At 66.4% G+C, this 20,342-nt stretch carries 19 protein-coding genes and 3 pseudogenes; 13 read left to right on the plus strand and 9 right to left on the minus strand.

What is annotated here, in order from left to right; translation table 11 throughout:
- Nucleotides 1-11: 11 nt before the first annotated feature.
- Nucleotides 12-311: a GlsB/YeaQ/YmgE family stress response membrane protein gene (locus tag CDN38_RS15290; protein WP_075511833.1), complete on the minus strand. Its 300-nt coding sequence runs from the start codon at nt 309-311 to the stop codon at nt 12-14.
- A 164-nt stretch (nt 312-475) separates the two neighbouring features.
- Between CDN38_RS15290 and CDN38_RS15295 the strand changes: the two genes are divergently transcribed.
- From CDN38_RS15295 to CDN38_RS15320, 6 genes and pseudogenes are all read left to right on the plus strand, one after another.
- A complete protein-coding gene (locus tag CDN38_RS15295; RefSeq protein ID WP_075511832.1) occupies nt 476-1,462 on the plus strand; it encodes an LLM class F420-dependent oxidoreductase in 987 nt (328 codons plus the stop codon).
- 26 nt (nt 1,463-1,488) lie between these two features.
- Entirely contained in the window at nt 1,489-2,424 is a 936-nt protein-coding gene (locus CDN38_RS15300; RefSeq protein WP_099319400.1) for an SRPBCC family protein, read from the plus strand.
- Nucleotides 2,421-3,590 (plus strand): zinc-dependent alcohol dehydrogenase, encoded by a 1,170-nt coding sequence (locus CDN38_RS15305; protein WP_075511831.1) that lies wholly within the window; start codon nt 2,421-2,423, stop codon nt 3,588-3,590. The genes CDN38_RS15300 and CDN38_RS15305 overlap by 4 nt, the downstream gene beginning before the upstream one ends.
- Before the next feature lie 12 nt (nt 3,591-3,602).
- A pseudogene (locus tag CDN38_RS15310) lies at nt 3,603-3,689 on the plus strand (peptidase C56); the annotation flags it as partial.
- Between the two features lie 107 nt (nt 3,690-3,796).
- Nucleotides 3,797-4,489: a HemK2/MTQ2 family protein methyltransferase gene (locus CDN38_RS15315; RefSeq protein WP_075511830.1), complete on the plus strand. Its 693-nt coding sequence runs from the start codon at nt 3,797-3,799 to the stop codon at nt 4,487-4,489.
- Nucleotides 4,486-4,680 carry a CDGSH iron-sulfur domain-containing protein gene (locus CDN38_RS15320; protein WP_075511829.1) on the plus strand — a complete coding sequence of 65 codons (195 nt, stop codon included), beginning with the start codon at nt 4,486-4,488 and terminating at the stop codon, nt 4,678-4,680. Before CDN38_RS15315 ends, CDN38_RS15320 begins: the two co-directional genes overlap by 4 nt.
- 148 nt (nt 4,681-4,828) lie before the next feature.
- On the opposite strand, the pseudogene CDN38_RS15325 reads toward CDN38_RS15320, so the two are convergent.
- Nucleotides 4,829-5,097 (minus strand): annotated as a pseudogene (locus CDN38_RS15325) (transposase); the annotation flags it as partial.
- 137 nt (nt 5,098-5,234) lie between these two features.
- On the opposite strand from CDN38_RS15325, the gene CDN38_RS15330 reads away from it, so the two are divergent.
- Both CDN38_RS15330 and CDN38_RS15335 read left to right on the plus strand, forming a co-directional pair.
- Nucleotides 5,235-7,862, plus strand: a complete 2,628-nt coding sequence (locus tag CDN38_RS15330; protein WP_408633074.1) for an ATP-binding cassette domain-containing protein — start codon at nt 5,235-5,237, stop codon at nt 7,860-7,862.
- A gap of 152 nt (nt 7,863-8,014) precedes the next feature.
- Nucleotides 8,015-9,412: a cytochrome P450 gene (locus CDN38_RS15335; RefSeq protein ID WP_082277243.1), complete on the plus strand. Its 1,398-nt coding sequence runs from the start codon at nt 8,015-8,017 to the stop codon at nt 9,410-9,412.
- A 173-nt stretch (nt 9,413-9,585) separates the two neighbouring features.
- On the opposite strand, the gene CDN38_RS15340 is transcribed toward CDN38_RS15335, so the two are convergent.
- Complete coding sequence (locus tag CDN38_RS15340; RefSeq protein WP_082277242.1) at nt 9,586-10,638, minus strand: iron-containing redox enzyme family protein; 1,053 nt, start codon at nt 10,636-10,638, stop codon at nt 9,586-9,588.
- A 234-nt stretch (nt 10,639-10,872) separates the two neighbouring features.
- On the opposite strand from CDN38_RS15340, the gene CDN38_RS15345 reads away from it, so the two are divergent.
- On the plus strand, nt 10,873-11,934 hold the full coding sequence (locus tag CDN38_RS15345) for a lysophospholipid acyltransferase family protein (RefSeq protein ID WP_099319033.1): 1,062 nt from the start codon (nt 10,873-10,875) through the stop codon (nt 11,932-11,934).
- Nucleotides 11,935-11,944: 10 nt separating this feature from the next.
- On the opposite strand, the gene CDN38_RS15350 is transcribed toward CDN38_RS15345, so the two are convergent.
- Genes CDN38_RS15350 through CDN38_RS15370 form a run of 5 tightly spaced genes read right to left on the minus strand, consistent with a single transcriptional unit; the run spans nt 11,945 to nt 16,515 of the window.
- The gene (locus tag CDN38_RS15350) at nt 11,945-14,149 is read right to left on the minus strand and encodes a SpoIIE family protein phosphatase (protein ID WP_075511824.1); all 2,205 of its coding nucleotides are present in this window, start codon (nt 14,147-14,149) and stop codon (nt 11,945-11,947) included.
- The gene (locus CDN38_RS15355; RefSeq protein WP_075511823.1) at nt 14,146-14,772 is read right to left on the minus strand and encodes a SpoIIE family protein phosphatase; all 627 of its coding nucleotides are present in this window, start codon (nt 14,770-14,772) and stop codon (nt 14,146-14,148) included. The genes CDN38_RS15350 and CDN38_RS15355 overlap by 4 nt, the downstream gene beginning before the upstream one ends.
- On the minus strand, nt 14,762-15,175 hold the full coding sequence (locus tag CDN38_RS15360; RefSeq protein ID WP_099319402.1) for an anti-sigma regulatory factor: 414 nt from the start codon (nt 15,173-15,175) through the stop codon (nt 14,762-14,764). The genes CDN38_RS15355 and CDN38_RS15360 overlap by 11 nt, the downstream gene beginning before the upstream one ends.
- 5 nt (nt 15,176-15,180) lie before the next feature.
- Nucleotides 15,181-15,570 (minus strand): STAS domain-containing protein, encoded by a 390-nt coding sequence (locus CDN38_RS15365; RefSeq protein WP_099319034.1) that lies wholly within the window; start codon nt 15,568-15,570, stop codon nt 15,181-15,183.
- A gap of 30 nt (nt 15,571-15,600) precedes the next feature.
- Complete coding sequence (locus CDN38_RS15370; RefSeq protein WP_075510526.1) at nt 15,601-16,515, minus strand: STAS domain-containing protein; 915 nt, start codon at nt 16,513-16,515, stop codon at nt 15,601-15,603.
- Nucleotides 16,516-16,676: 161 nt separating this feature from the next.
- On the opposite strand from CDN38_RS15370, the gene CDN38_RS15375 reads away from it, so the two are divergent.
- The 4 genes and pseudogenes from CDN38_RS15375 to CDN38_RS15390 all read left to right on the plus strand — a co-directional run bounded on the left by CDN38_RS15375 (nt 16,677) and on the right by CDN38_RS15390 (nt 19,270).
- Nucleotides 16,677-17,045: an STAS domain-containing protein gene (locus CDN38_RS15375; protein ID WP_075510542.1), complete on the plus strand. Its 369-nt coding sequence runs from the start codon at nt 16,677-16,679 to the stop codon at nt 17,043-17,045.
- A gap of 258 nt (nt 17,046-17,303) precedes the next feature.
- Nucleotides 17,304-17,702, plus strand: a complete 399-nt coding sequence (locus tag CDN38_RS15380) for a heme-binding protein (protein WP_075510541.1) — start codon at nt 17,304-17,306, stop codon at nt 17,700-17,702.
- 121 nt (nt 17,703-17,823) lie between these two features.
- Nucleotides 17,824-18,333, plus strand: a complete 510-nt coding sequence (locus tag CDN38_RS15385) for a DUF6328 family protein (protein WP_075510540.1) — start codon at nt 17,824-17,826, stop codon at nt 18,331-18,333.
- A 68-nt stretch (nt 18,334-18,401) separates the two neighbouring features.
- A pseudogene (locus tag CDN38_RS15390) lies at nt 18,402-19,270 on the plus strand (DNA topoisomerase IB).
- Nucleotides 19,271-19,275: 5 nt separating this feature from the next.
- On the opposite strand, the gene CDN38_RS15395 reads toward CDN38_RS15390, so the two are convergent.
- Nucleotides 19,276-20,328, minus strand: a complete 1,053-nt coding sequence (locus tag CDN38_RS15395; protein ID WP_082277100.1) for a helix-turn-helix transcriptional regulator — start codon at nt 20,326-20,328, stop codon at nt 19,276-19,278.
- Between the last annotated feature and the right edge of the window lie 14 nt (nt 20,329-20,342).

Here is a 20,342-nt window from a genome sequence, read left to right on the forward strand (position 1 = left end):
GCGCCGTCGGGCTACAGTCCAGCGCGTGGACCGGTACGAGCAGATGTGCCGCGCCGGCCGGTAAGCCCGAGGTAGGCGGCGATGAGCAACACCGCGACGACGATGCCGACCAGGAACGGGATGAACTCGAAGCCGCCGTTCTGATTCGAGTATCCGAGCCTGTAGGAAATCCAGGTGCCCAGGAAGGATCCGACGGCACCCAATGCCACGGTCATAATGACGCCGATGTTCTGCTTGCCCGGCATGACGAGGCGGGCGAGCGCGCCCACGATGAGACCGACCACGATGGCCCCGATGATTGTTCCGATCATTGTCCGCTCCTTTTGCGGTTGAGGCGGGCCGTTGCCCGCTCCTGCGCTCGGTCTACCCGTTTTGGCGCCGCGGCAAGCCACCGCGAGCGCAACGCTAGGGCGAGTTTGGGGGCGATTTTTCGCCGTGGCGTTACGTGGGCCAATAGCCGGGTACCCCAGCGCGTATGACGAATTTCGGCTATACGTTGATGACCGAGCAGAGCGGACCGAAAGACCTTGTGCAGTACGCCGTTTCGGCCGAGCAGCGGGGCTTCGACTTTTTGGTCTGCAGCGACCACTTCTCGCCCTGGCTGACATCGCAAGGACACGCGCCCAACGCCTGGGCAGTGCTGGGCGCGGTGGCACATGTCACCGAACGGGTTGACCTGTACTCCTACGTGACCTGTCCGACGATGCGCTATCACCCCGCGATCGTCGCGCAGCAGGCCGCCACCGTGCAGATCCTCTCCGACGGGCGGTTCACGCTCGGACTGGGTAGCGGCGAAAATCTCAACGAGCACATCGTCGGCCGGGGCTGGCCGGCTGTCGAGCGTCGTCAAGACATGCTGCGCGAGGCGGTCAAGGTCATCCGCGAACTGTTCGGCGGCCGGCTGGTGAACTGGCGTGGCGACTATTTCCAGGTGGATTCGGCGCGATTGTGGGATCTGCCGGACGTGCCGGTCGGCATCGGGGTGGCGGTCGGCGGTCCCAACGCCGTCGACAAGTTCGCCAAACTTGCCGATCACCTGATCGCGGTGGAGCCCGACGGCGACCTGGTCGACTCGTGGCACGCGGCACGCCAGGTTGCCAACGGGACCGGCGCCGGACGGGTGGTCGGGCAGCTACCGGTGTGCTGGGATCCTGACCTTGACGCCGCCGTGGAACGCGCGCACGATCAGTTCCGCTGGTTCGGCGGCGGCTGGGCGGTCAATGCGGACTTGCCGACGCCTGCCGGTTTCGCCGCGGCCACGCAGTTCGTGCGTCCGGACGACGTCGCCGAGAACATCCCGTGTGGGCCGGATCTGGACGCCATCGTCGAATCTGTGCGGCCGTATTGGGAAGCCGGTTACACCGATATCGCCGTCGTACAGATCGGCGGGCAGCACCAGGACGAGTTCCTCAAGGAGGCCGCCGAACCGTTGCTGCACAAGCTGCGGGCCGCCGCGTCCTAACACACCACAAGGCAAGGGAAATGACGATGAAAGACGCTTCGGCGAGGGCAACGGCCACTCTGGCGCGTGGCCTCGGTGGGGCCAGCCTGGGTCTCGGCCTCGCCGAGGTGCTGGCCCCCGGGAAAGTAGCCGTGCTCGTGGGCGTGGCCGACACGGACCGGTCGCGCTCGGTCATCCGCGCGTTGGGGATACGCGAATGCGGCCATGCCGCCGCGTTATTGCTCGGCTCGCCGAAACTGGTGTGGACCAGGGTGGCCGGCGACGCGCTGGACATCGCGCTGTTCGGAGCGGGTGTGCTCAGCCGCGGCCGGGGAGCACGCGCGCGCAGCGCCGTCGCCGCCGTCGCGCTGACCGGAATCGCCGGGGCCGACTTCTACGCCGCGGTACGCGCCGCCCGCGACGGATGCCACCGGCATGGTAACGGCACGAAGCATCGGTCGCTGCGGGCCGCGGTGACGGTGCGCCGTTCGCCGGAGGACGTGTATCGGTTCTGGAGTGACCTGGAGAAGCTGCCCAGCTTCATGCATCACCTGCGATCGGTCACCGCCCGCGACGGCGGGCGGTCGCATTGGGCCGTCAACGCGCCGGTAGGCCAGCCCGTGCAGTGGGATGCGCAGGTCGTCGAGGACGTGCCCAACAAGAGGATTGCCTGGCAATCCGTGCGTGATTCCGGGGTAAGGCACGGGGGCAGCGTCGAATTCACGCCGACGGCCGCGGGCGACGGCACCGAGGTTCGAGTCACGATCGGCTACCACATACCGGGCGGTGCGCTCGGCAAATCGGTTGCGACGCTGTTGGGCGAGTCGCCGGAACAGCAGGTCAACGACGATCTTCGGCGGTTCAAGCAGATCCTGGAAACCGGGCAGGTGCTCTATTCCGACGGGTCACCGGAAGGCACGTCAGCGTTGCGCCAGATGCATCAACAGCCCGCGCAACCGATGAGCCAAGGAGCAGGCCGATGAAGGCCACCGTCTGGGCCGGACGCAATAGCGTTGAGGTGCAATCGGTTCCGGATCCCACGATCCGCAACGACCGCGATGTCATTGTGCGGGTCACCTCCACCGCGATCTGCGGTTCGGACCTGCACATCTACGACGGCTATATCCCCACGGTCGAGCACGGCGACGTGCTGGGGCACGAGTTCATGGGTGAAGTGGTCGAGGTCGGAAAAGCGGTGTCCAACTTGGCCGTCGGCGACCGGGTGGTGGTGCCCTTCCCGATCGCATGCGGGGCCTGCTCGGCGTGCGAGCGCGACCTGTACTCGCTGTGTGAGAACTCCAATCCCAACGCCGGCATGGCCGAGAAGTTGTTGGGTCATTCGCCCGCAGGGCTTTTCGGATATTCACACATGTTGGGCGGGTTTGCCGGTGGGCAAGCCGAATACGCTCGGGTGCCGTTCGCCGATGTGGGCCCGTTGAAGATCGACGACGATCTGACCGATGACCAGGTGTTGTTCTTGTCGGATATCCTGCCCACCGGCTACATGGGCGCCGAGATGTGCGACATCACCCCCGGCGACGTCGTCGCCGTATGGGGTGCCGGTCCGGTGGGCCTGTTCGCGGTCGCCAGCGCCTACTTGCTTGGCGCCGCCAAAGTGATTGCCATCGACCGGGTCCCGTATCGGCTGGAGTTGGCGGGCCGGCTGGGTGCGACACCACTCAACTTCTCCGAAACCTCGGTGCTGGAGGAGCTTCGGGACATCACCGCCGGGCGGGGACCGGACCACTGCATCGACGCGGCGGGCATGGAGGCCCGCAACGGCTCTCGAGTGGTGGACGCCTACGACCGCGTCAAGCAGGCCGTACGGTTGGAAACCGAACGGCCGCACGCACTTCGGGAAGCTGTGTTGAGTTGCCGCAACGGCGGCACCGTCTCGGTCATCGGGGTGTATGGCGGCGTGATGGACAAATTCCCCATCGGCGCGGTGATGAACCGCTCGCTGACCATCAAGACCGGCCAGTGTCACGTACAACGCTACATGCGGCCGCTGTTGGACCGGGTCTGCAGCGGCGAGATCGACCCCACGATCATCATCAGCCACCATCTCCGGCTCGACCAGGCTCCACACGGCTACGAGATCTTCAAACACAAGCAGGACGGCTGCACCAAAGTCGTCTTGAACCCATGAAGGAGCACCCCGATGTCGAACGAGTTGCACGGCAAGAGGATCGCCATCCTGGCTGCCGATGGCGTGGAGAAAGTCGAACTGGAGCAACCGCGCGCGGCGGGGTAGCGATCGTCCCCGACCAACGGGTTGGTTTCAACCAGCGGTTTGCGGGCATTAGTAGTACTAGTACGCCGTGATCGCCACGGCGGTGCCGCGAAAGGCCTCCCTTGACGACCACCTACCCATTCTTGGATGGCGCTTTGGTCGCCGACATGGTGTACCAGCCACAATTCGATTCCCGTTTGCTCGTTGACACGATGAGGCGGACCGGCCTGATTCCGCGCCGGAGGGTCCTCGACCTGTGTACCGGCAGCGGTTTCGTCGCGATCGCCGCCGCTGAAATGGGCTGTGCCAGCGTCACCGCGTTCGACATCTGCCCACATGCCGTGCGGTGCTCCCGCGACAACGTCGCCGACGCCGGAGTGGACGTCGACGTTCGTCAAGGCTCGTGGACACGGGCTTTCGTCTGCGCACCGTTCGAAGTGATCGTGTCCAATCCGCCGTATGTCCCCGCTCCGCCCGTCGACGACTCCGATGCCATCTCGCCGGCGGCCGGTCCGTCATGGGCCTGGAATGCCGGACCCGATGGGCGGCTGGTGCTGGATCCGCTGTGCGAGTCGGCGGCAAAGCTGTTGTGCGACGGGGGATCTCTGCTGCTGGTGCAGTCGGCTCTGGCGGGCGTGCAGCGGTCCCTGGATTGTCTGTTGTCCACCGGTTTGGATGCCGAAGTCGTTGCCGCTCAGTGGATTCCGTTCGGACCGGTGTTGTCGGCGCGGGCGGCATGGCTGGAGGAGACCGGACGGGTGCCCCGCGGCTGTCGCGATGAGGAACTCGTGGTGATCCGGGCGGACAAGTCATGACCACCACCCGGGTTCAGGTGGTGCCCAACGGTCCGATCCTGGTGTCCGGTCCGGTGCGCATCGAGACACCCGGCGGCGGTGTCGTGGAATCGGACCGTTTCATGGTGGCCATCTGCACCTGCCGGCGCAGCAAGGAATACCCCTTGTGCGATACGAGCCATCGCAGGTGCCGGCTGCAACGGGTCAGCTGATCGCCAGGGCGGCCAGTCCGGTGACGCCCACGTGGCCGTGAAGCCAGGGGGAACTGCGGCCTAGCCGCGGGCGGGCCCGTGGAGGCCACATTCCGCGCATGCTGCGGATCGCAACTGCGGAGCGGACCGGGCGGGAAGCCGTCAGCTACCCGGAGAGACGAGGGACACGCGCCGAGGACAGGAACTCGCGCCAGAACTCATAAGACTCGCTGTCACCGACGGCGGTGCCCAGAGCACCTCACGGATGCCGTCGATGGCCACCCCGGTGGTCACCACCAGGGCCTGGGACGCCATATGTGCCCCCACCCCGACGTCGCAGAAGGCGGCATCGCAGAACACGTGCGGAAACTGCGCCTGGGCCAGGCTGCGGGTGCGAAACGCCTCGATCTCGGCGTCGGGGCCCGCATAAATCCGCGAACCACACGGCGGGTCGCGAGGGCCCCACCCCATCACCGGCAAGACACGCCCCGGGCGCAGACCCCGGCCGTCCGCCTCAGTCCCGAAGCGGGGACTTACCCCTGACGGGGTTTCGAAACCGTCGCTACGGGCTACAGATTTCTCTTATGAACACCGTGGCGCCACCGCTGCTGAGCGTTCGCTACAACGGGTCGCAACGTAGGTTCGCGGCAGGACGGGACGTGGTCGTCGGACATGACCTGCACGCTGATATATGCATCGCGAACCCGGTGGCGTCGCGTGTCCATCTGTTGCTGCGCTTCGATCAGGGCCGCTGGGTTGCGATCGACAACCACTCTCACAACGGCACATTTGTCAACGCTCGCCGGGTAGAAATGGTGGAAATCCACGACGGCCAGCGCATCAACCTCGGCAACCGCGACGGGCCGTGCTTGACTTTCGAGGTCGAACAGCCCGAGGTGCCGGCGGGCGGGTCACCGCGAACAACACCGATTTGCGCCGTTCAACCCTCAGGAGCCGCAGCGCCGAGGGATCCACAGCCAGCAGCCCAAACGGGCGGGGCGTGCCGGTCGCCGAGTAGCGGCGATCGCACGCATGCCGCGCCGGCGCCACTCCAGCCAATGCACCGGTCCCTCGGGCAGGGACCGCCCGGCTACCCGCCCAGCACGATGCGGTCGGCACCGCTGCCGAACTGGCAGCCGCACACCCAGGCGCCCGGGCGGAATTCGCCGCCGCCGGCCGAGTTCCGAGGATCCGCCCGGATGGACCCTGTTGCCGCCAAGCCGCCGGACACGTCGAACCTGGCGACGAGAGTGATCAAGGCTTTCCGGGCTGGCAGCGGGGTACCCGAGACGCCCGCCGGTTGCGCGACGATCGGTCGCGCCACCGACAACGACATCATCCTTCCGGATGTCTTGGCGTCGCGGCATCATGCGTTCCTGGTTCAGACGCCGCTCGGCACCGAGATCCGCGACGCTCACAGCGTCAATGGCACGTTCGTCAACGGAGTCCGGATCGGGTCCGCGGTCCTCAGTGAGGGCGACGTGGTCACCATTGGCAACGGCGACCTTGTCTTCGCCGGCGGCGCCCTGGTCCCGCGCACGCAAGCCGAGACGCGCAACGACGGCCTGCAGGTCAACTCGGTCCGCTTCAAGGTCGACGGGAAAGAACTGCTCGACAACATCTCCCTGACCGCGCGACCCGGCACACTCACTGCGATCATCGGGGGATCGGGCGCGGGCAAGACCACGCTGGCCAGGCTGATCGCCGGCTACACTCGTCCCAGTTCCGGCTCGGTCACCTTTGAGGGCCATGACATCCACCGCGAGTACGCGACCATGCGCAGCAGGATCGGGATAGTGCCGCAGGACGACATCGTGCACCGCCAGCTTACGGTCAACCAGGCTCTAGGTTATGCGGCCGAACTGCGGCTACCGCCCGACACCAGCGCAGCAGACCGCGCCCAAGTGGTTGCCCGGGTGCTCACGGAGCTTGATCTGACCGAGCAGGCCGACGTCCGGGTGGACAGGCTGTCGGGTGGGCAGCGCAAACGCGCCTCGGTGGCGCTGGAACTGCTCACCGGCACGTCGCTGCTGATCCTCGATGAGCCGACCACCGGTCTGGACCCGGCGCTGGACTCTCAAGTCATGATGATGTTGCGGCAACTGGCCGACGCCGGCCGCACGGTATTGGTCGTGACGCACTCGGTGTCCTATCTCGACCTCTGCGACCAGCTGCTGTTGATAGCACCCGGTGGCAAGACGGCTTTCTGCGGCCCGCCCGACCAGATTGGCTCGGTGATGGGAACCACCAACTGGGCCCAGATCTTCATCAAGGTGGGCGCCGACCCCGACGAAGCCAAGCGACGCTTCCTGGCTCAGCAACGGCTGGAGCCAAAGCTGCCGGCGGCCGCAAAGCCGAAGGACTTGGGCGAGCCGGTGCGCATCGATGTGTGGCGTCAGTTCTCCACGATCGCGCGCCGCCAAGTTCGGCTGGTCGTCTCCGACCAGTGGTACACGGTCTTCCTGGCGGCGTTGCCGTTCATTCTGGCCCTGCTCGCATTGACCGTTCCGGGTAAGACGGGATTCGGCTTCGCCGACCCGGCGGGTAAGACACCGGCCGAACCCGCGCAGATACTGGTCCTGCTCAATGTCGGCGCCGTGTTCATGGGCACCGCGTTGACAATCCGTGACCTGATCGGCGAGCGCCACATCTTCCTGCGGGAACAGGCGTTCGGCCTATCCACCCGGGCCTACCTGCTGGCCAAGCTCGCCGTGTTCTGCCTGTTCGCGATCGTGCAGTCGGCGATCGCCACGACCATCACGGTGGTCGGCAAGGGCGCGCCGACCCGTGGCGCCGTGCTGTTGGGCAATCCCGCCTTCGAACTGTTCGTCACTGTCGCCGCGACCTGCGTCGTCTCGGCAATCCTCGGCCTGGCGCTGTCGGGGCTGGTCCGCTCCACCGAGCAGATCCTGCCGCTGCTGGTGGTGGCGATCATGGCACAGCTGGTGCTCTCTGGCGGCCTGGTCATAGTGACGAACCGGGCGGTACTCGACCAGCTGTCCTGGACGACACCGGCGCGGTGGGGTTTCGCGGCGTCGGCGTCGACCGTCGACCTGAACGGCGTGCAACCCAGTCCATTCACTCCTAGGGACAGCCATTGGCGCCACACGACGGGCGCATGGTTACTCGATATGGCCATGCTCGGTGTGTTGTCGGCGGTCTACTCCGGCGTCGTGTGGTGGCGGATTCGGCTCAAGCGCTGAGGTCCCGGCATGACAGATCGTGAATCACGTCCAGTTGCGGCCCCTTCGCCGCCGGCTGCGCCAGGGCTCGCGCGACGTCGACGGGTCCCTGTCAGCGACGCGGTCGTCCACAAGGAAGGTTCCACTCTGGGCCCATCAGGGAGGAGAGGCGCATGTGGTTTATGGACTCACAGCCGGACATGATCGGATTCAACCCCACCGCAGACAGCGCGAAAGTCCGCCGCTCCCGTGAGCCTGGGCTGCGCGGTTTCGTGATGCACCTCGGGGACCTCTTGCGCAATGGCGACGCGGCCTTTGACCGGATGTTCGATCGCTATGGCGATGTCCTGTGGTTGCGGGTGCCGAGATTCTTCGAGATTTTTCCCGGCGTCTCCGAGGTCGCCTTCGTGCGTGATCCCGCACTGATCAAACCGCTCTTTACTGCCCCCGACGAGGTGATCGACTCGTCGACGCCGAACCGGGTCCTCGGGATACTCCACGGCGACCGATCGTTGTTGCTGATGGAGGGTTCCGAGCATCGCCGGCTGCGCAGGCTGCTGTTATCTCGCCTCCGCGGAGAGGCACTGCAGCAGTGGGCCGATGTGATCGTACGCAGCGCCGAACACGAGGCGCGCAGCTGGCTTGCAGAGGAGTCCGTGCGGGTGCATCGCCGGATGCTCAATGTGTCGCTGGAGGCGATTCTCGCGATCACCCTCGGGATCAGGGACGAGAGGCTACCGACCTGGAAGGAGGCGTGGCACGAACTGGGTGAAACCTGGGGATCGGAGGAAATGGCGATACGGTACGCCCTGCGTCGGCTGGGCGGCGTGCGGCGCTGGCGGCGATTTCGACGCGCCCTGGCCCGATGCAACGAGTTGGTTTTCGCGGAGATCGCTCGGCGCCGCGCGACGCCAAACTGCGCGACGGCGGATTTGTTGGATCTGATGCTACGCGCCGACGGTGTTCCATTGAGCGACAACGAAATTCGTGATCAGATCTTTACGATCATGCTCGCCGGCCAAGAGACAACGGCGATCACGGTGGGCTGGGCGATTGAACGGCTGCTGCGGACTCCGTCCGCCATGAAGAAAGCTACCGCGGAGGCTCGCAGCACAGACGCAACCACCTACATGGAGGCCGTGGTCCACGAAACTCTGCGTCTGCGACCCCCGATAACGGGGCTGGGACGGGTTACGCGCCAGCCGATAACACTGGGCGGGTACGACTTCCCCGCCAATGTGCTGATCGCACCTTTGATCCGATCCATTCACCGCAAACCCGAGCTCTACGACGATCCGGACAGGTTCATGCCGGAACGCTTCCTCGACACCCCGCCGGGCGTATACAGCCTCATTCCGTTCGGCGGCGGGTCGCACCGGTGTTTGGGGGACCGGCTCGCGGTCTTTGAGTCCACTCTCATACTGAAGACCATCCTGCGGACCGTCGAGCTCAGCGCCGTCGATCCTCGCGATGAAAAAGTCAAACGCAAAGCCGCCGTATTAGTCCCCGGAAACGGTGCCCTGGTGCGCGCGCAGGCCATCCAGCACGCGAGCCAGCTGGAGGACGACTGACGGCAATTTCCTCCTGGTTCTCGCCTTCATGAAGCGGCCATGAAGCGGCGCACAGGATGTCGTGCTCGTCGGCGGGATCGTATCGCCGCGATCGCGTGGAACGGGCCTTCATTTGGGCCCGCGCCACCTCCGCCGACGACGAAACCGCACTCTTCCAGGGTCGCGATGGTCGATTATTCACCCAACGGCCGTAGCAGCGACGTCTGGCCGGCCTGCCATGCCTGCATAAGGCAGTCCGCCAAACGGTTTTCGAGGAGCTCGAACGCTCGCATCCCGAACACGATGTCCTGGTCGAGGTGCGGTTCTCGCGCGGCGAGGTCGCCGACCACGTCGATGCGGACCACCTGTTCGTGTACCGCGTCCGCTTCCACGTGTTCGCGGTAGAAGGCGACACATTCTTCGGGTGCGTCCATCCGCCGCAGTGCCTCGACCATCCGCCGGGAACCCGGCGGCGAGGTGATCTCCGTGGCCGCGAAGTGCCCGATCGCGGCGCCCCGCAACCGCCGGTGCAGCCCGAACGACGACATGATGTTGACCACCGCCAGTGATTCGGCGGGAACCACGCCGAGGTAACCCAGGTAGCTCGAATCGAGCCCGGCCGCGTCCAAGAGGTCGGCGAAAAGTTGCTGGTGCACCCGCGGGCCATAACCGGCGCCGTATTCGTCGAACTCGACGGCGACGAATGCCGCCTTGGCCTGACCGGTCAGGCGCGGAATTGCCCAGGCATGGGGATCACCCTCTTTGAGGTGATACAGCGACCTGTGTGCAAAGTATTCACGCATCTGCTGCCACGTGCCTGCATCTCGCAGGTAATACGACGGCCCGCTGCCGTCGACAGGTTCCGTCGACAGCTTGTCCATTTCGCCCATTGCCGTGTCGCGCGGCTCGATAGGGCCGACATCACGGCGCACGCCCGTCAGGAAAGCCCGCTCGAGTTCGGCGCGAAGGTGAAGTAGCGCGGGATTCCACTCCCACATCGGATCCACCCCGGAAAAGCCGCGGTAATGCAGTTCGTAACACATGTACAAAGCCAGTTGAAGATCGAGGCCGTAGGGATCGACGTCGCCCACCGAGCCGCCGATACGGGTGAACTGCTCGCGCGGTGCCGGTCCGGTCAAGGCGCGGCGTACCGCGATCGACAGTGGTCCGTACCCAGCCGGCAAGCCCGGCAGCGAGACGGCAGCCGGGTGTCCCAGCTCCAGGCGCGGGACAGTTGTGCGAGTCACGCCCGTGAATACCCCGAATCCCGCGGCTCAACCATCCGGCCGATGGGAGCCGTTGGTCGATGCGTTCAGACAAACGTCACCACAGCGGACGGTATTCGCGGCGAATGGATCTTTTATTGGCCATATCCGAGGACTAAACTCCTTGCATGCGCTGCGGGGGCGGCGTGGCCGGGGTCTAACACAAGGCCCACTTCCAATCCATTCCAGACACTCAGCGTGCCGGGGGGTTCGTCTATGCCCGCGAGGACCAATGTCATTGCATTGCAACCGAATCGACAACGTTTGGCGGCGCGGAACCACGCCGGCCGACAAACCAATCCACAAACGGCACTACGGCCCGCGTCGGCGCCGGCGAATGCCAAGACCACTGAGCGGCGGGCCGCCGCGGTCATCCGAGACCTCGATCAGAGGCGCGCTTTCGGCGCCAGGGTGCCGGCGGCCCAGCCGCCGCCCAACGAGTTGGCCGAACGGGTGGCCGCAGTCGCCGGATTCCTGCGGAAGCGACTGACCGGGGACTACCGCGTCGATGAGTTCGGCTTCGACCCGCACTTCACCGACGCACTAGTACGGCCGTTGCTGCGGTTCTTCTCGCGGTCGTGGTTCCGCGTCGAGGTCAGCGGGATCGAAAACCTGCCCGACAAGGGAGCCGCCCTGGTGGTTTCCAACCACGGCGGGGTGCTACCGATCGATGCGCTGATGATCTCGACAGCGGTGCACGACCACCACCCCGCGCACCGCAACCTGCGGGCCTTGGCCGCCGATTTGTGTTTCGACCTGCCGATCATCGGCGAGGTCGCCCGCAAGGCCGGTCACACGCTGGCCTGCCCGACCGACGCCCATCGGCTGCTGGCGGCCGGCGAACTCGCCGCGGTGTTTCCCGAGGGGTACAAGGGTTTGGGCGAGTGCTTCAAGGACCGCTACAAGCTGCGGCGGTTCGGTCGCGGGGGGTTCGTGTCGGCGGCGGTGCGCGCCAAAGCGCCGATCATCCCGTGCGCGGTGGTGGGTTCGGAGGAGATCTATCCGATGCTGGGCGATGTCAAGCCGCTGGCGAGGCTGTTGGGCCTGCCGTACTTCCCGATCACCCCGTTGTTCCCCTGGGCCGGCCCGGCCGGGCTGATGCCGCTGCCGTCGAAGTGGCACATCGCATTCGGCCGCCCGATCGGCACCGCCGACTACGACCGCGCCGACGCCGACGATCCCACCGTCATGTTCGAATTGACCGACCACGTGCGGGAGACGATCCAGCAGATGCTGTACAGCCAATTGATCCGCCGCCGCAACGTCTTCTTCGGCTAGCGGCTGAAGGCTAACGAGACAGCCGGAAGGTCATCTCGATGGCAGTCCCACCCGGGCTGTTGTCAATCTCCACCGCGTCGCTGAGGGCGTTGATCAACGTCAGGCCGCGGCCGCCGTCCCTCGGATCGGCCGCGGGCGTCTTCCACGACCCGGAGTCGACAACCCGCGCCTGGACCGCTTCGTCGACGGCTCTCACGTCGACCAGCATGGTCCCGACGCGATGCCCGCGGTAGGCGTGCTCGATGCAATTGGTACACGCCTCGTTGATCACCAGCACGATGTCGCCGGCCCGTTCGTCGGAGACCTCGGCGGCTCGCAGCCACCACGCCAGCTGGTGCCGGATGCCGGCCAATTGATCTGGGGTGGCGCTGGTTTCGATACGAAGCGGCCCGTGTGGATGCCGGTACGCCACCATCGCGACGTCGTCGTCGTATCCGGCCGCCGGCGCCAACCGGCCCAGCACGGCATCGGCGACGGCATCGATCGGCAACATCATCGACTCTGTCAAAACGCCGGCGACACGTCCCAGGCCTTCGTCGATCGACTCGTACTTGCGCTCGACCAGGCCGTCGGTGAATAGCATCAGCGTCGAGCCGGGCAGCAATTTCTGGGAAGCCTCCGGGCGCGGCTGCGTTCGCCGGACCGCCAGCGGCACCGAGCGGGCATCGGTCAACAATGTGGTCCCGCGGCCCGGCTCGGCAAGCACCGCGGGCATGTGCCCGGCGTTGCTGTAATCGAGGATCCCGGATTTGGTGTCCAGTATCGCCAGAAACACCGTGGTGCAGTAGGCATCTGGAATGAGCGACGCGGCCGCATCGAGTTGTTCGAGCAACAGCGCGGGTTGCGCGCCGGTGAGTAACAGCGCGCGCGCCGAGCTGCGGAGCTGACCCATGATCGCGGCGGCCGGCAACCCGCGGCCCACGCAGTCGCCGACGACAATGCCGATGCGGTGGTCGTCGAGAGCCAGCACGTCGTACCAATCGCCGCCGATCTCCAAGGGCGGCACGGCGGGTTCGTAGCGGACGGCGAAGCCGGGCGGCGGCTTTACCGGCGGCAGCATGGCACGCTGCAGGGTCAGCGATGTCTCACGCGCGCTCTCGAATTGCCGGACATGACCGATGGCCAGGCTCAGGTGACCGATGAGCACCGTGACCAGCAGCCGATCCTCGGCGGTCACCCAGCGCGGCACCCGCAGCTCCAGCCACAACGCGACGTCGGCGGCACCCGACAGCACCGCGACCAGTCCACTGGCCTTGCCCGGGGAGTCCGGCCATTCGATCGTTCTCGCCGTCAGCGGCAGTTGTTGACGTGCCTCCTCAAATGTCTGCCGCAGCAGCGGATCCATTCTGCGCCAAGATTTTTCGGACGGCTCCCCGGCGACCTGGACGGCCGGCTCACCGTCGCCGGGCGGCCAGATGACGGCAACCACGCGTTGCACGTCGACCGCGCTCCGGCATTCGTCGAGGGTGATGGACAGCACCTCGGCCATGCTCTTGGCCACGCTGACCGACGTGGCCAGCCGCAACACAGCGCTTTCCCTTGCGGCAAAAGCTCGTTCGGCGGTGATGTCGCGAACCGTGCCCACGTACACATCCCGGTCCGCGACGGCACCCCGAACGGCGTTGATACTCACCGTCACCCAGACCAGATGGCCGTCGCGGTGCCGGATCGGCGTCTCGTACTCGGCAAAGCCGTCCCGCCGGACCCGCTGCTGTTGCTGGGCCGCGCTTTTCTTGTCGAGCAACCACGGATGCGGCCACCGGTACGGCAAACCTTCCGGGGGGTAGCCGATGATCTCGGCGAACGCGCTGTTCATTTCGATCACGGCGCCGTCGTGGTCGGCGACGAAGAATCCTTCCTGCAACGAGTTCACCAGCGCGGTGCGGAACGTGTCACGATGGGCGAGATCCTCGGCCCGGGCCCGCTGCTGCTCGTAACGCCTGGTGCCGTCCAGGAATCCGCGGGTGGCGATGTCGAGGGCGGCCAGGGTCTGCAGCAGGAACTCCAGCGCGAGCGACCGACCCGACGCAGGCTCGTCCGAGAACTCGTCGAGGAACCGGAAGTGGTTCTCGATGATGTCGAGCATGCTGATGCGTTCCTGCAGGGCTCGGCGGCCGAGCTCATGGCCGACGGCCAGGCTGTCCTCGTCGCGCTTGTCCAGATAGGTACGCAGCGCGGCGAAATAGTGGGCGTGGAAGTCGTCGGTGTAGGTCATGTCGAGATACCCCGGTGACGCGCGGCGAGCACCATCGCGTCGTCAGTGTCCTTGGCGTGCTTGACCAGTATCTGCTCGGCGATGGCAGTGGCGGAAGCGGCGAAGTCGATGTGATCCAGGTGATCGTCGGTGATGCCGTCGCTGGCGATGACCAGCAGGTCACCGGCGCGGATCGGCACCACCTTGGCCGGCGTGACCTCCGGTACCCGGTAGCCGACGATGCCGGCAGTCAGCCGCACGCTGGAACTGATCCGGACACCGCTGATCGCCTTGGCGACCAGGTTGGCGGCCACGTTTCCCACGCCCGTCCAGCACAGCCCGCCGGCGGGGAAGTCGATCCTGGCCAGGGTCATCGCGACCCCCCGGGTGCCGGACAGCATGCGGTGGCAGAGCTGGATCAGCACCTCGAGACGCTCGTCGCGGGCGTCGTTGAGCACGTCGACGGCGATGCGTGCGGCACGGGCGGCCTCCGGGCCGTGTCCGAGTCCGTCCAGGACACCGAACAGCACGGCGTCGTCGCCGATCTGGACCGCGATCGGCAGGTCGCCGCAGGTGTGCTCGCCCGGCCGCGGCCGGCCCGCGACCGCCCACTCGATCGGCCCGAACCGGCCGTTATCGCGCACGGGGCGGAACCCATTTCCACATTTCGACGGTCGTTCCGCGGCCGACCGCCGACTCCACGATCAGCCGGTCCATCAGGCGCCGCGCGCCCGGCAAGCCCATGCCCAGCCCGCGGCCGGTGGAGTAGCCGTCCTCCATCGCGCGATCGACGTCCGCGATGCCCGGCCCGTCGTCTTCGGCGCGCACCACCAGCGCCTTGCGGCCCTCGCGGTCGGCCACCGCGACCCGGACCTCGCCCCGGCCGGCGTAGCTGGTGATGTTGCGGGCGATTTCGGAGATTGCGGTGGCGATCATGGTGACATCGGTCAGCGAGAAACCCAGCTCGCTGGCGAGCTGATGCCCGGCGTGGCGGGCAGCGACGATGTCGTCGGGGTGGTCCACCTCGACGACGATGTCATCCCTCACCGTCGTCATCCGTCACCGTCGGGCCCGATCATCGGCTTTTCCAGGCCCAGCTTGCGGTTCAGCAGCGCCAGGCCTTCCTCTAAGTCGAGGGCGGTGTGCATATCGTCGAAGGCCAGCCCCAGCTGCACCATCGCGAAGGCCACCTCCGGCCGCAGGCCCACGATCACCGTCTCGGCGCCACGCAGCCGGATCATTCGTGCGATCGTCTGCAGGGACCGCGCGGCAAACGAGTCGAGCACCTCCACGGCGGTGACGTCGACGATGATGCCCTGGGCGCGGAATTCGGTGACGCGGTCCATCAGACGTTGCCGGAAGAGTTCGGTCTCGGAGTCGGTGAGCGCGGAGCGCACCGTCGCGATGAGAATCGGCCCCAGTTTGAGAATCGGTACTGGCACGGGCTGCCTTTTGATGAGTGCCTACCCGGTCTAGTCGCCGGTACGGGTGACTTCGTAGCCGAGCAACCGCTCGGCTTCTTCGATGCCGCCCTGCAGGTCACCGACGGCGTTCATCTTCGACAGGTCCAGCCCGATGGTGACCAGGGTCAACGCGATTTCGGAGGACAGGCCGGTGATGATCACGCTGGCGCCCATCAAGCCGGAGGCGTCCACCGTTTGCACCAGGTGGTTGGCCACCGTCGAATCGATGGTCGGCACACCGGTGATGTCGATGACCACGACCTTGGCGCGGTTGGCCCGGATGGCGCGCAGCAGCTGCTCGGTGACCTGGCGGGCGCGCTGGCTGTCCAGCACGCCGATGATCGGCAGAATCAGCAGCTGCTCGCGCACCTGCAGCACCGGCGTCGACAGCTCCCGGATGGCCTCCTGCTGCTGGCGGATGATGCGCTCGCGCTCCTGCACGAAGCTGACCGCCACGGTGTTGGCGATCCGGTTGGCCGCCGGCTCGTAGGCGTCGAGCACTTGGTTGAGCATCTCGAAGTCGGTCTGGTACTTCTCGAACAGCGAGCGGGCCAGCACGTCGCGCAGCAGCAGCACGATGCCGACGACCTCGTCGGTCTCCACGCCCCGGGGAATGATGCGTTCCGACAGGTCGCGGGCATAATCCTGCAGCGCTTCCACGCTGCCGGTCTCGAGCACCTCGACGTAGTTGTCGTAGACGGCGGTGGCTTCGGAGAAGATCTCCTCCGGCGTCATCGCGGTGAGCAGCTCCGCCGCGGTGATCCGGCGCGCCCACTCCTCGCGCAACCCGGTCCGGTTCTGCCGCAGATGCTGGACCAGCTGTGGCAGCAAACCATCGCTGGAGACCGGCTGCGGGACGGCGGTGGTGTTCGAAGTATTCGAAGTATTCGAAGTATTGGTGAGCTCGATCGGCAAGTCTGACATCTGGCCTCCCCAAGTGCCATGTCGCGCCCCGGAGGGCGCAGCTCATATGGGGAGACTAGCCTGGGGCACGCCGCGCAACGCGTCGAGGTCTTCTTCTTCTCGCAGTTCGGGAGGCGGGTTAGGCTTGCAGTACCCCCACGGCTTTGGACAAAGGACCGCCATTGTCAGCTCCTGATTCGATCACCGCCGAGGTCACCGACCACGACGGCGTCGCCGTGCTCAGTATCGGTGGCGAAATTGACCTGGTCACCGCTCCGGCCCTGGAAGAAGCCATCGGCGGCGTGGTCGCCGACAACCCCACGGCGCTGATCATCGATCTTTCCGGGGTGGAGTTCCTCGGCTCGGTGGGGCTCAAGATCCTCGCCGCGACCTACGAGAAACTCGGCGGCGCGGCCGAATTCGGGGTGGTCGCGCGCGGCCCGGCGACCAGACGGCCGATCCACCTGACCGGTTTGGACAAAACTTTCCCGATGTACCCGACGCTGGACGAGGCATTGACCGGCGTGCGGGACGGCAAGCTGAACCGCTGACACATCACGTTTTCGTCACGATCGAGATAACGATCGTCTAAGAACTCGTCGTTACTTCTGAGAATTTTGCTGTTCCTTAACACATCGGGTCACACCAGTGCGCTCGTGTCACGGCTGCGACGTTTGCCGTCACGGGTGCATGTTCGTCCTGGGCGAACGGTGCCCGACGGCCTCTTTTCCTTCCGCTACTTTGGCTTTCGGGGATTCGGGAGCCTCCATGATCGGTTTGCTCACGCGAATCATGTGAAGGAATACGTCATGAAATTCAGCAGTATCGTCGCGCGTCGACGCGTCGCCGGCGTCAGCGCCGGTTGCCTGCTCGGGGGGCTGGCCATCGGGATCGGGGGCGCGCCGTCGGCGGCGGCCGCGCCCGACTGCAGTACGGAAGGCGTCCACGCCACTGTTTCGTCGGTGACCGGCTCGGCGCAGCAGTACCTCGCCGCGCATCCGGGTGCCAACCAGGTGGTCATGGCCGCTTACGGGCAGCCGCGTGGGGAGGCGGCCGCCAACATTCGCAACTACTTCACCGCGCACCCCAACGAGTACTACGACCTGCGCGGGATTCTGGCGCCGATCGGTGACACCGAGCGCCAGTGCAATGTGACGGCCCTGCCGCCGCATCTGGAGTCCGCCTACCACGAGTTCATGGCGGGCTGACCCAGCCGCCCAAGAAGCCCGTAACGACCCGCCCCAACGACGTGGCGGGTCGTTCGGCTTCGACGGGGCAAGCCGGTGGAAAATCTCCGTCCGGGTCTCGCCGGATGCGATGATCACCGGCATGGATGTCGACCATCCGGACCGGTACCAGCGTTGGGACCACCGCAAGCGCGGGGAAACCGAACTGCAACGGCTCGACCGCAATTGGAACAGCCTGCTGCAGGAGCTGCGGGTGGTCCAGACCGGGGTGCAGCTGCTCACCGGGTTCCTGCTGACGCTGCCGTTCCAGCAGCGCTTCGACACCTTGACCCTGCACGGGGTGTATCTAGTCACAGTGGGATGTTCGGTGGGCGCGACGGTGCTGCTGATCGCCCCGGTGGGTATGCACCGGCTGCTGTTCCGGCGGCACCGCCTGGTGGTGCTGGTGTCGGCGGCGCACCGGTGCGCTTACGCCGGTTTGGTGCTGCTCGGGCTGGCCTTGACCGGGGTGACAGTGATCATCTTCGACGCGGTGTCCGGGGCAACCGCCGGCATCGTCGCCGGGGCCTGCGCTTTGGCGCTGTTCGCGGTTTTCTGGGTGCTGGTTCCGCTGTTGTTGCGGACCCGCGACGTGCGCCTGCCGGACTACTGATCCGCCGACCCCCGGTGTGAGCCGCTGTCGCGGCGGGTAATTCCTCTTGGGACATGAGAGGAGCGTCGATGCGGCTGCGTCGCAGCGTGCTGAGCAAACCCGGGATCGCCCGCAAACGGCGGGGTAAGGGCTTCGCCTACTACGGGCCGGACGGCGAGCTGCTGACCGACGCCCAGACTCTGCAGCGAATCAAGGACCTGGTGAACCCGCCGGCGTGGCAGAAAGTGTGGATCTCGCCCCACGCCAACGGACACATTCAGGCGGTCGGCACCGACGCGGCCGGACGCCGCCAGTACCTCTACCACCAGGCCTGGCAGCAGGAGCGTGCCGAGGAGAAGTTCGACCGCGTGCTGGCGCTGTCCAAGGAGCTGCCGGAGCTGCGGCGCCGGATCGCGGAGGACCTCGGCGGCCGTGGTCTCACGCTGCAGATCGACGACCCCGAAGTGGTCCGCGCGGTGCGCTCGCTGACTCGCCGAAACTCGTGCTCGGAACGACTCCTGGTGTGCCGCAACGGCTCTGGATGGGCAGACATTCGTGCCGACGACCTCAATGCGCACTTCAAGGAGTTGGTCGGCACCGACTACAGCGTCAAGGACTTACGAACCTGGCATGGCACCGTGCTGGCGGCCGCGTTCGCCGACGCGGACCCGCCGGTGTCGCAACGCGTGGCCAAGCGGGTCGAGGCCGCCGTGATGCGCGAGGTCGCCGAGGAACTGGGCAACACCGCGGCGGTGGCGCGCGGCTCATACGTCGATCCCCGGGTGGTCACCGGGTACGAGCAAGGCATGACGATTGCCGCGGCGGTCCGCCGCGCGCGGCGCGCCCGCCGGTCCGCTGCCGCGCAGCAGATCCTGGAAACCGCACCCGAACGCTGGTGCAACGAATCGCTAAGGGCCAGAGCGCATCTCGGGCTCAGCCGTTGGCCAAAACGGCTTGAACCGGCTACCCGCCGGCGGTGCGCTTGAGCGCGGTGTGCGGACTTTCGCCGTAGGCCTGGCGATACAGCACGGCGAACCGGCCGGTGTGGGCGAAGCCCCAGCGCTGCGCGATTTCGCTGACCGTGGTGACCGAGCGGTCGCCGGAGAGCAGGTCTTGATGGGCTCGATGCAGCCGGACCCGGCGGAGGTACTCGGTGGGAGTGGTGTCGAGCTGCTGGCGGAACAGGTACTGCACCGCCCGCGGCGTCAGATGGACCACGGCCGCGACGTCCTTGACACCGATGTTCATCGCGGCGTGACGATGAATGAACGACATGGCGGTTTGCAGGGCCTTGGGTACCGATGGGTCGTTGGGCGACGACGTTCCCGCGGTGACGTTGGACGGAAAGCACTCGAGTAGCGCAGCGGCCAGCAGCCGGGCCGCCGCGGTGACCAAAAGCGGGTGCCGGGCGGTGTCGGCCGAGGCGAAGCTGGTGGTGACGTAGTCGAACGCGTCGCGCCACGTGCGCGCCGCCGCCGGCGTACGTGGCCGGGAACTGAGGAACTCGACCTGCTGCGGCATCGGCGTGTGGGACCCCGCGGCCACCTGTCGGAGCAGGTCGGCGTCGATGCTGGCAACGGTGAACCGAACGCTGTTCAGTCGCAACAGGCGCGGAAATCCGTCGACCGCCAGCAGCGGAGTGTCCGTGTTCGGTGAGCCGTCGCCGCCCGCGATCAACGAGCCCGAGCGCGGTTGGATCACCACAAAGCCGTCGGCCGTGCGGATTTCGCAGTCGACTCGGCCCTGGATCGTCACGTCGTCGACGGTGAGGTGTTCGGCCGCGAATCGACGGTGGGTGACGGTCGCTCCCTTGACGAACTCGCTTATTCGCCAGCTCGGGTGATAGGCGTTGCTGAAGAACCTCTGGGCGGCGACCGGGTCGGCGGTGTGGAAGTGTGCCAGGCGCACCGCGGCCGGGCCGTCCTGTTGCTCCGGGAGATTCTTTCCGTCAAGGCTGGCCGCGTCGCGCAGCTGCGGACACGCACGGCACCGTGTGTCCTCGGTAACACTTGTCATGGTTGACAATAATC

Origin of the sequence: Mycobacterium ostraviense (assembly GCF_002705925.1) — a bacterium.
Taxonomy (GTDB): Bacteria; Actinomycetota; Actinomycetes; order Mycobacteriales; family Mycobacteriaceae; genus Mycobacterium; species Mycobacterium ostraviense.

Excerpts from the sequence above, each read along its gene's own strand:
- CDN38_RS15320 (WP_075511829.1), top strand. The coding sequence starts at position 4,486 with ATGACCACCACCCGGGTTCAGGTGGTGCCCAACGGTCCGATCCTGGTG.
- CDN38_RS15370 (WP_075510526.1), bottom strand. The coding sequence starts at position 16,515 with ATGTCAGACTTGCCGATCGAGCTCACCAATACTTCGAATACTTCGAAT.
- CDN38_RS15295 (WP_075511832.1), top strand. The coding sequence starts at position 476 with ATGACGAATTTCGGCTATACGTTGATGACCGAGCAGAGCGGACCGAAA.
- CDN38_RS15335 (WP_082277243.1), top strand. The coding sequence starts at position 8,015 with ATGTGGTTTATGGACTCACAGCCGGACATGATCGGATTCAACCCCACC.
- CDN38_RS15305 (WP_075511831.1), top strand. The coding sequence starts at position 2,421 with ATGAAGGCCACCGTCTGGGCCGGACGCAATAGCGTTGAGGTGCAATCG.
- CDN38_RS15290 (WP_075511833.1), bottom strand. The coding sequence starts at position 311 with ATGATCGGAACAATCATCGGGGCCATCGTGGTCGGTCTCATCGTGGGC.
- CDN38_RS15345 (WP_099319033.1), top strand. The coding sequence starts at position 10,873 with ATGCCCGCGAGGACCAATGTCATTGCATTGCAACCGAATCGACAACGT.
- CDN38_RS15300 (WP_099319400.1), top strand. The coding sequence starts at position 1,489 with ATGAAAGACGCTTCGGCGAGGGCAACGGCCACTCTGGCGCGTGGCCTC.
- CDN38_RS15385 (WP_075510540.1), top strand. The coding sequence starts at position 17,824 with ATGGATGTCGACCATCCGGACCGGTACCAGCGTTGGGACCACCGCAAG.
- CDN38_RS15350 (WP_075511824.1), bottom strand. The coding sequence starts at position 14,149 with ATGACCTACACCGACGACTTCCACGCCCACTATTTCGCCGCGCTGCGT.
- CDN38_RS15395 (WP_082277100.1), bottom strand. The coding sequence starts at position 20,328 with ATGACAAGTGTTACCGAGGACACACGGTGCCGTGCGTGTCCGCAGCTG.
- CDN38_RS15380 (WP_075510541.1), top strand. The coding sequence starts at position 17,304 with ATGAAATTCAGCAGTATCGTCGCGCGTCGACGCGTCGCCGGCGTCAGC.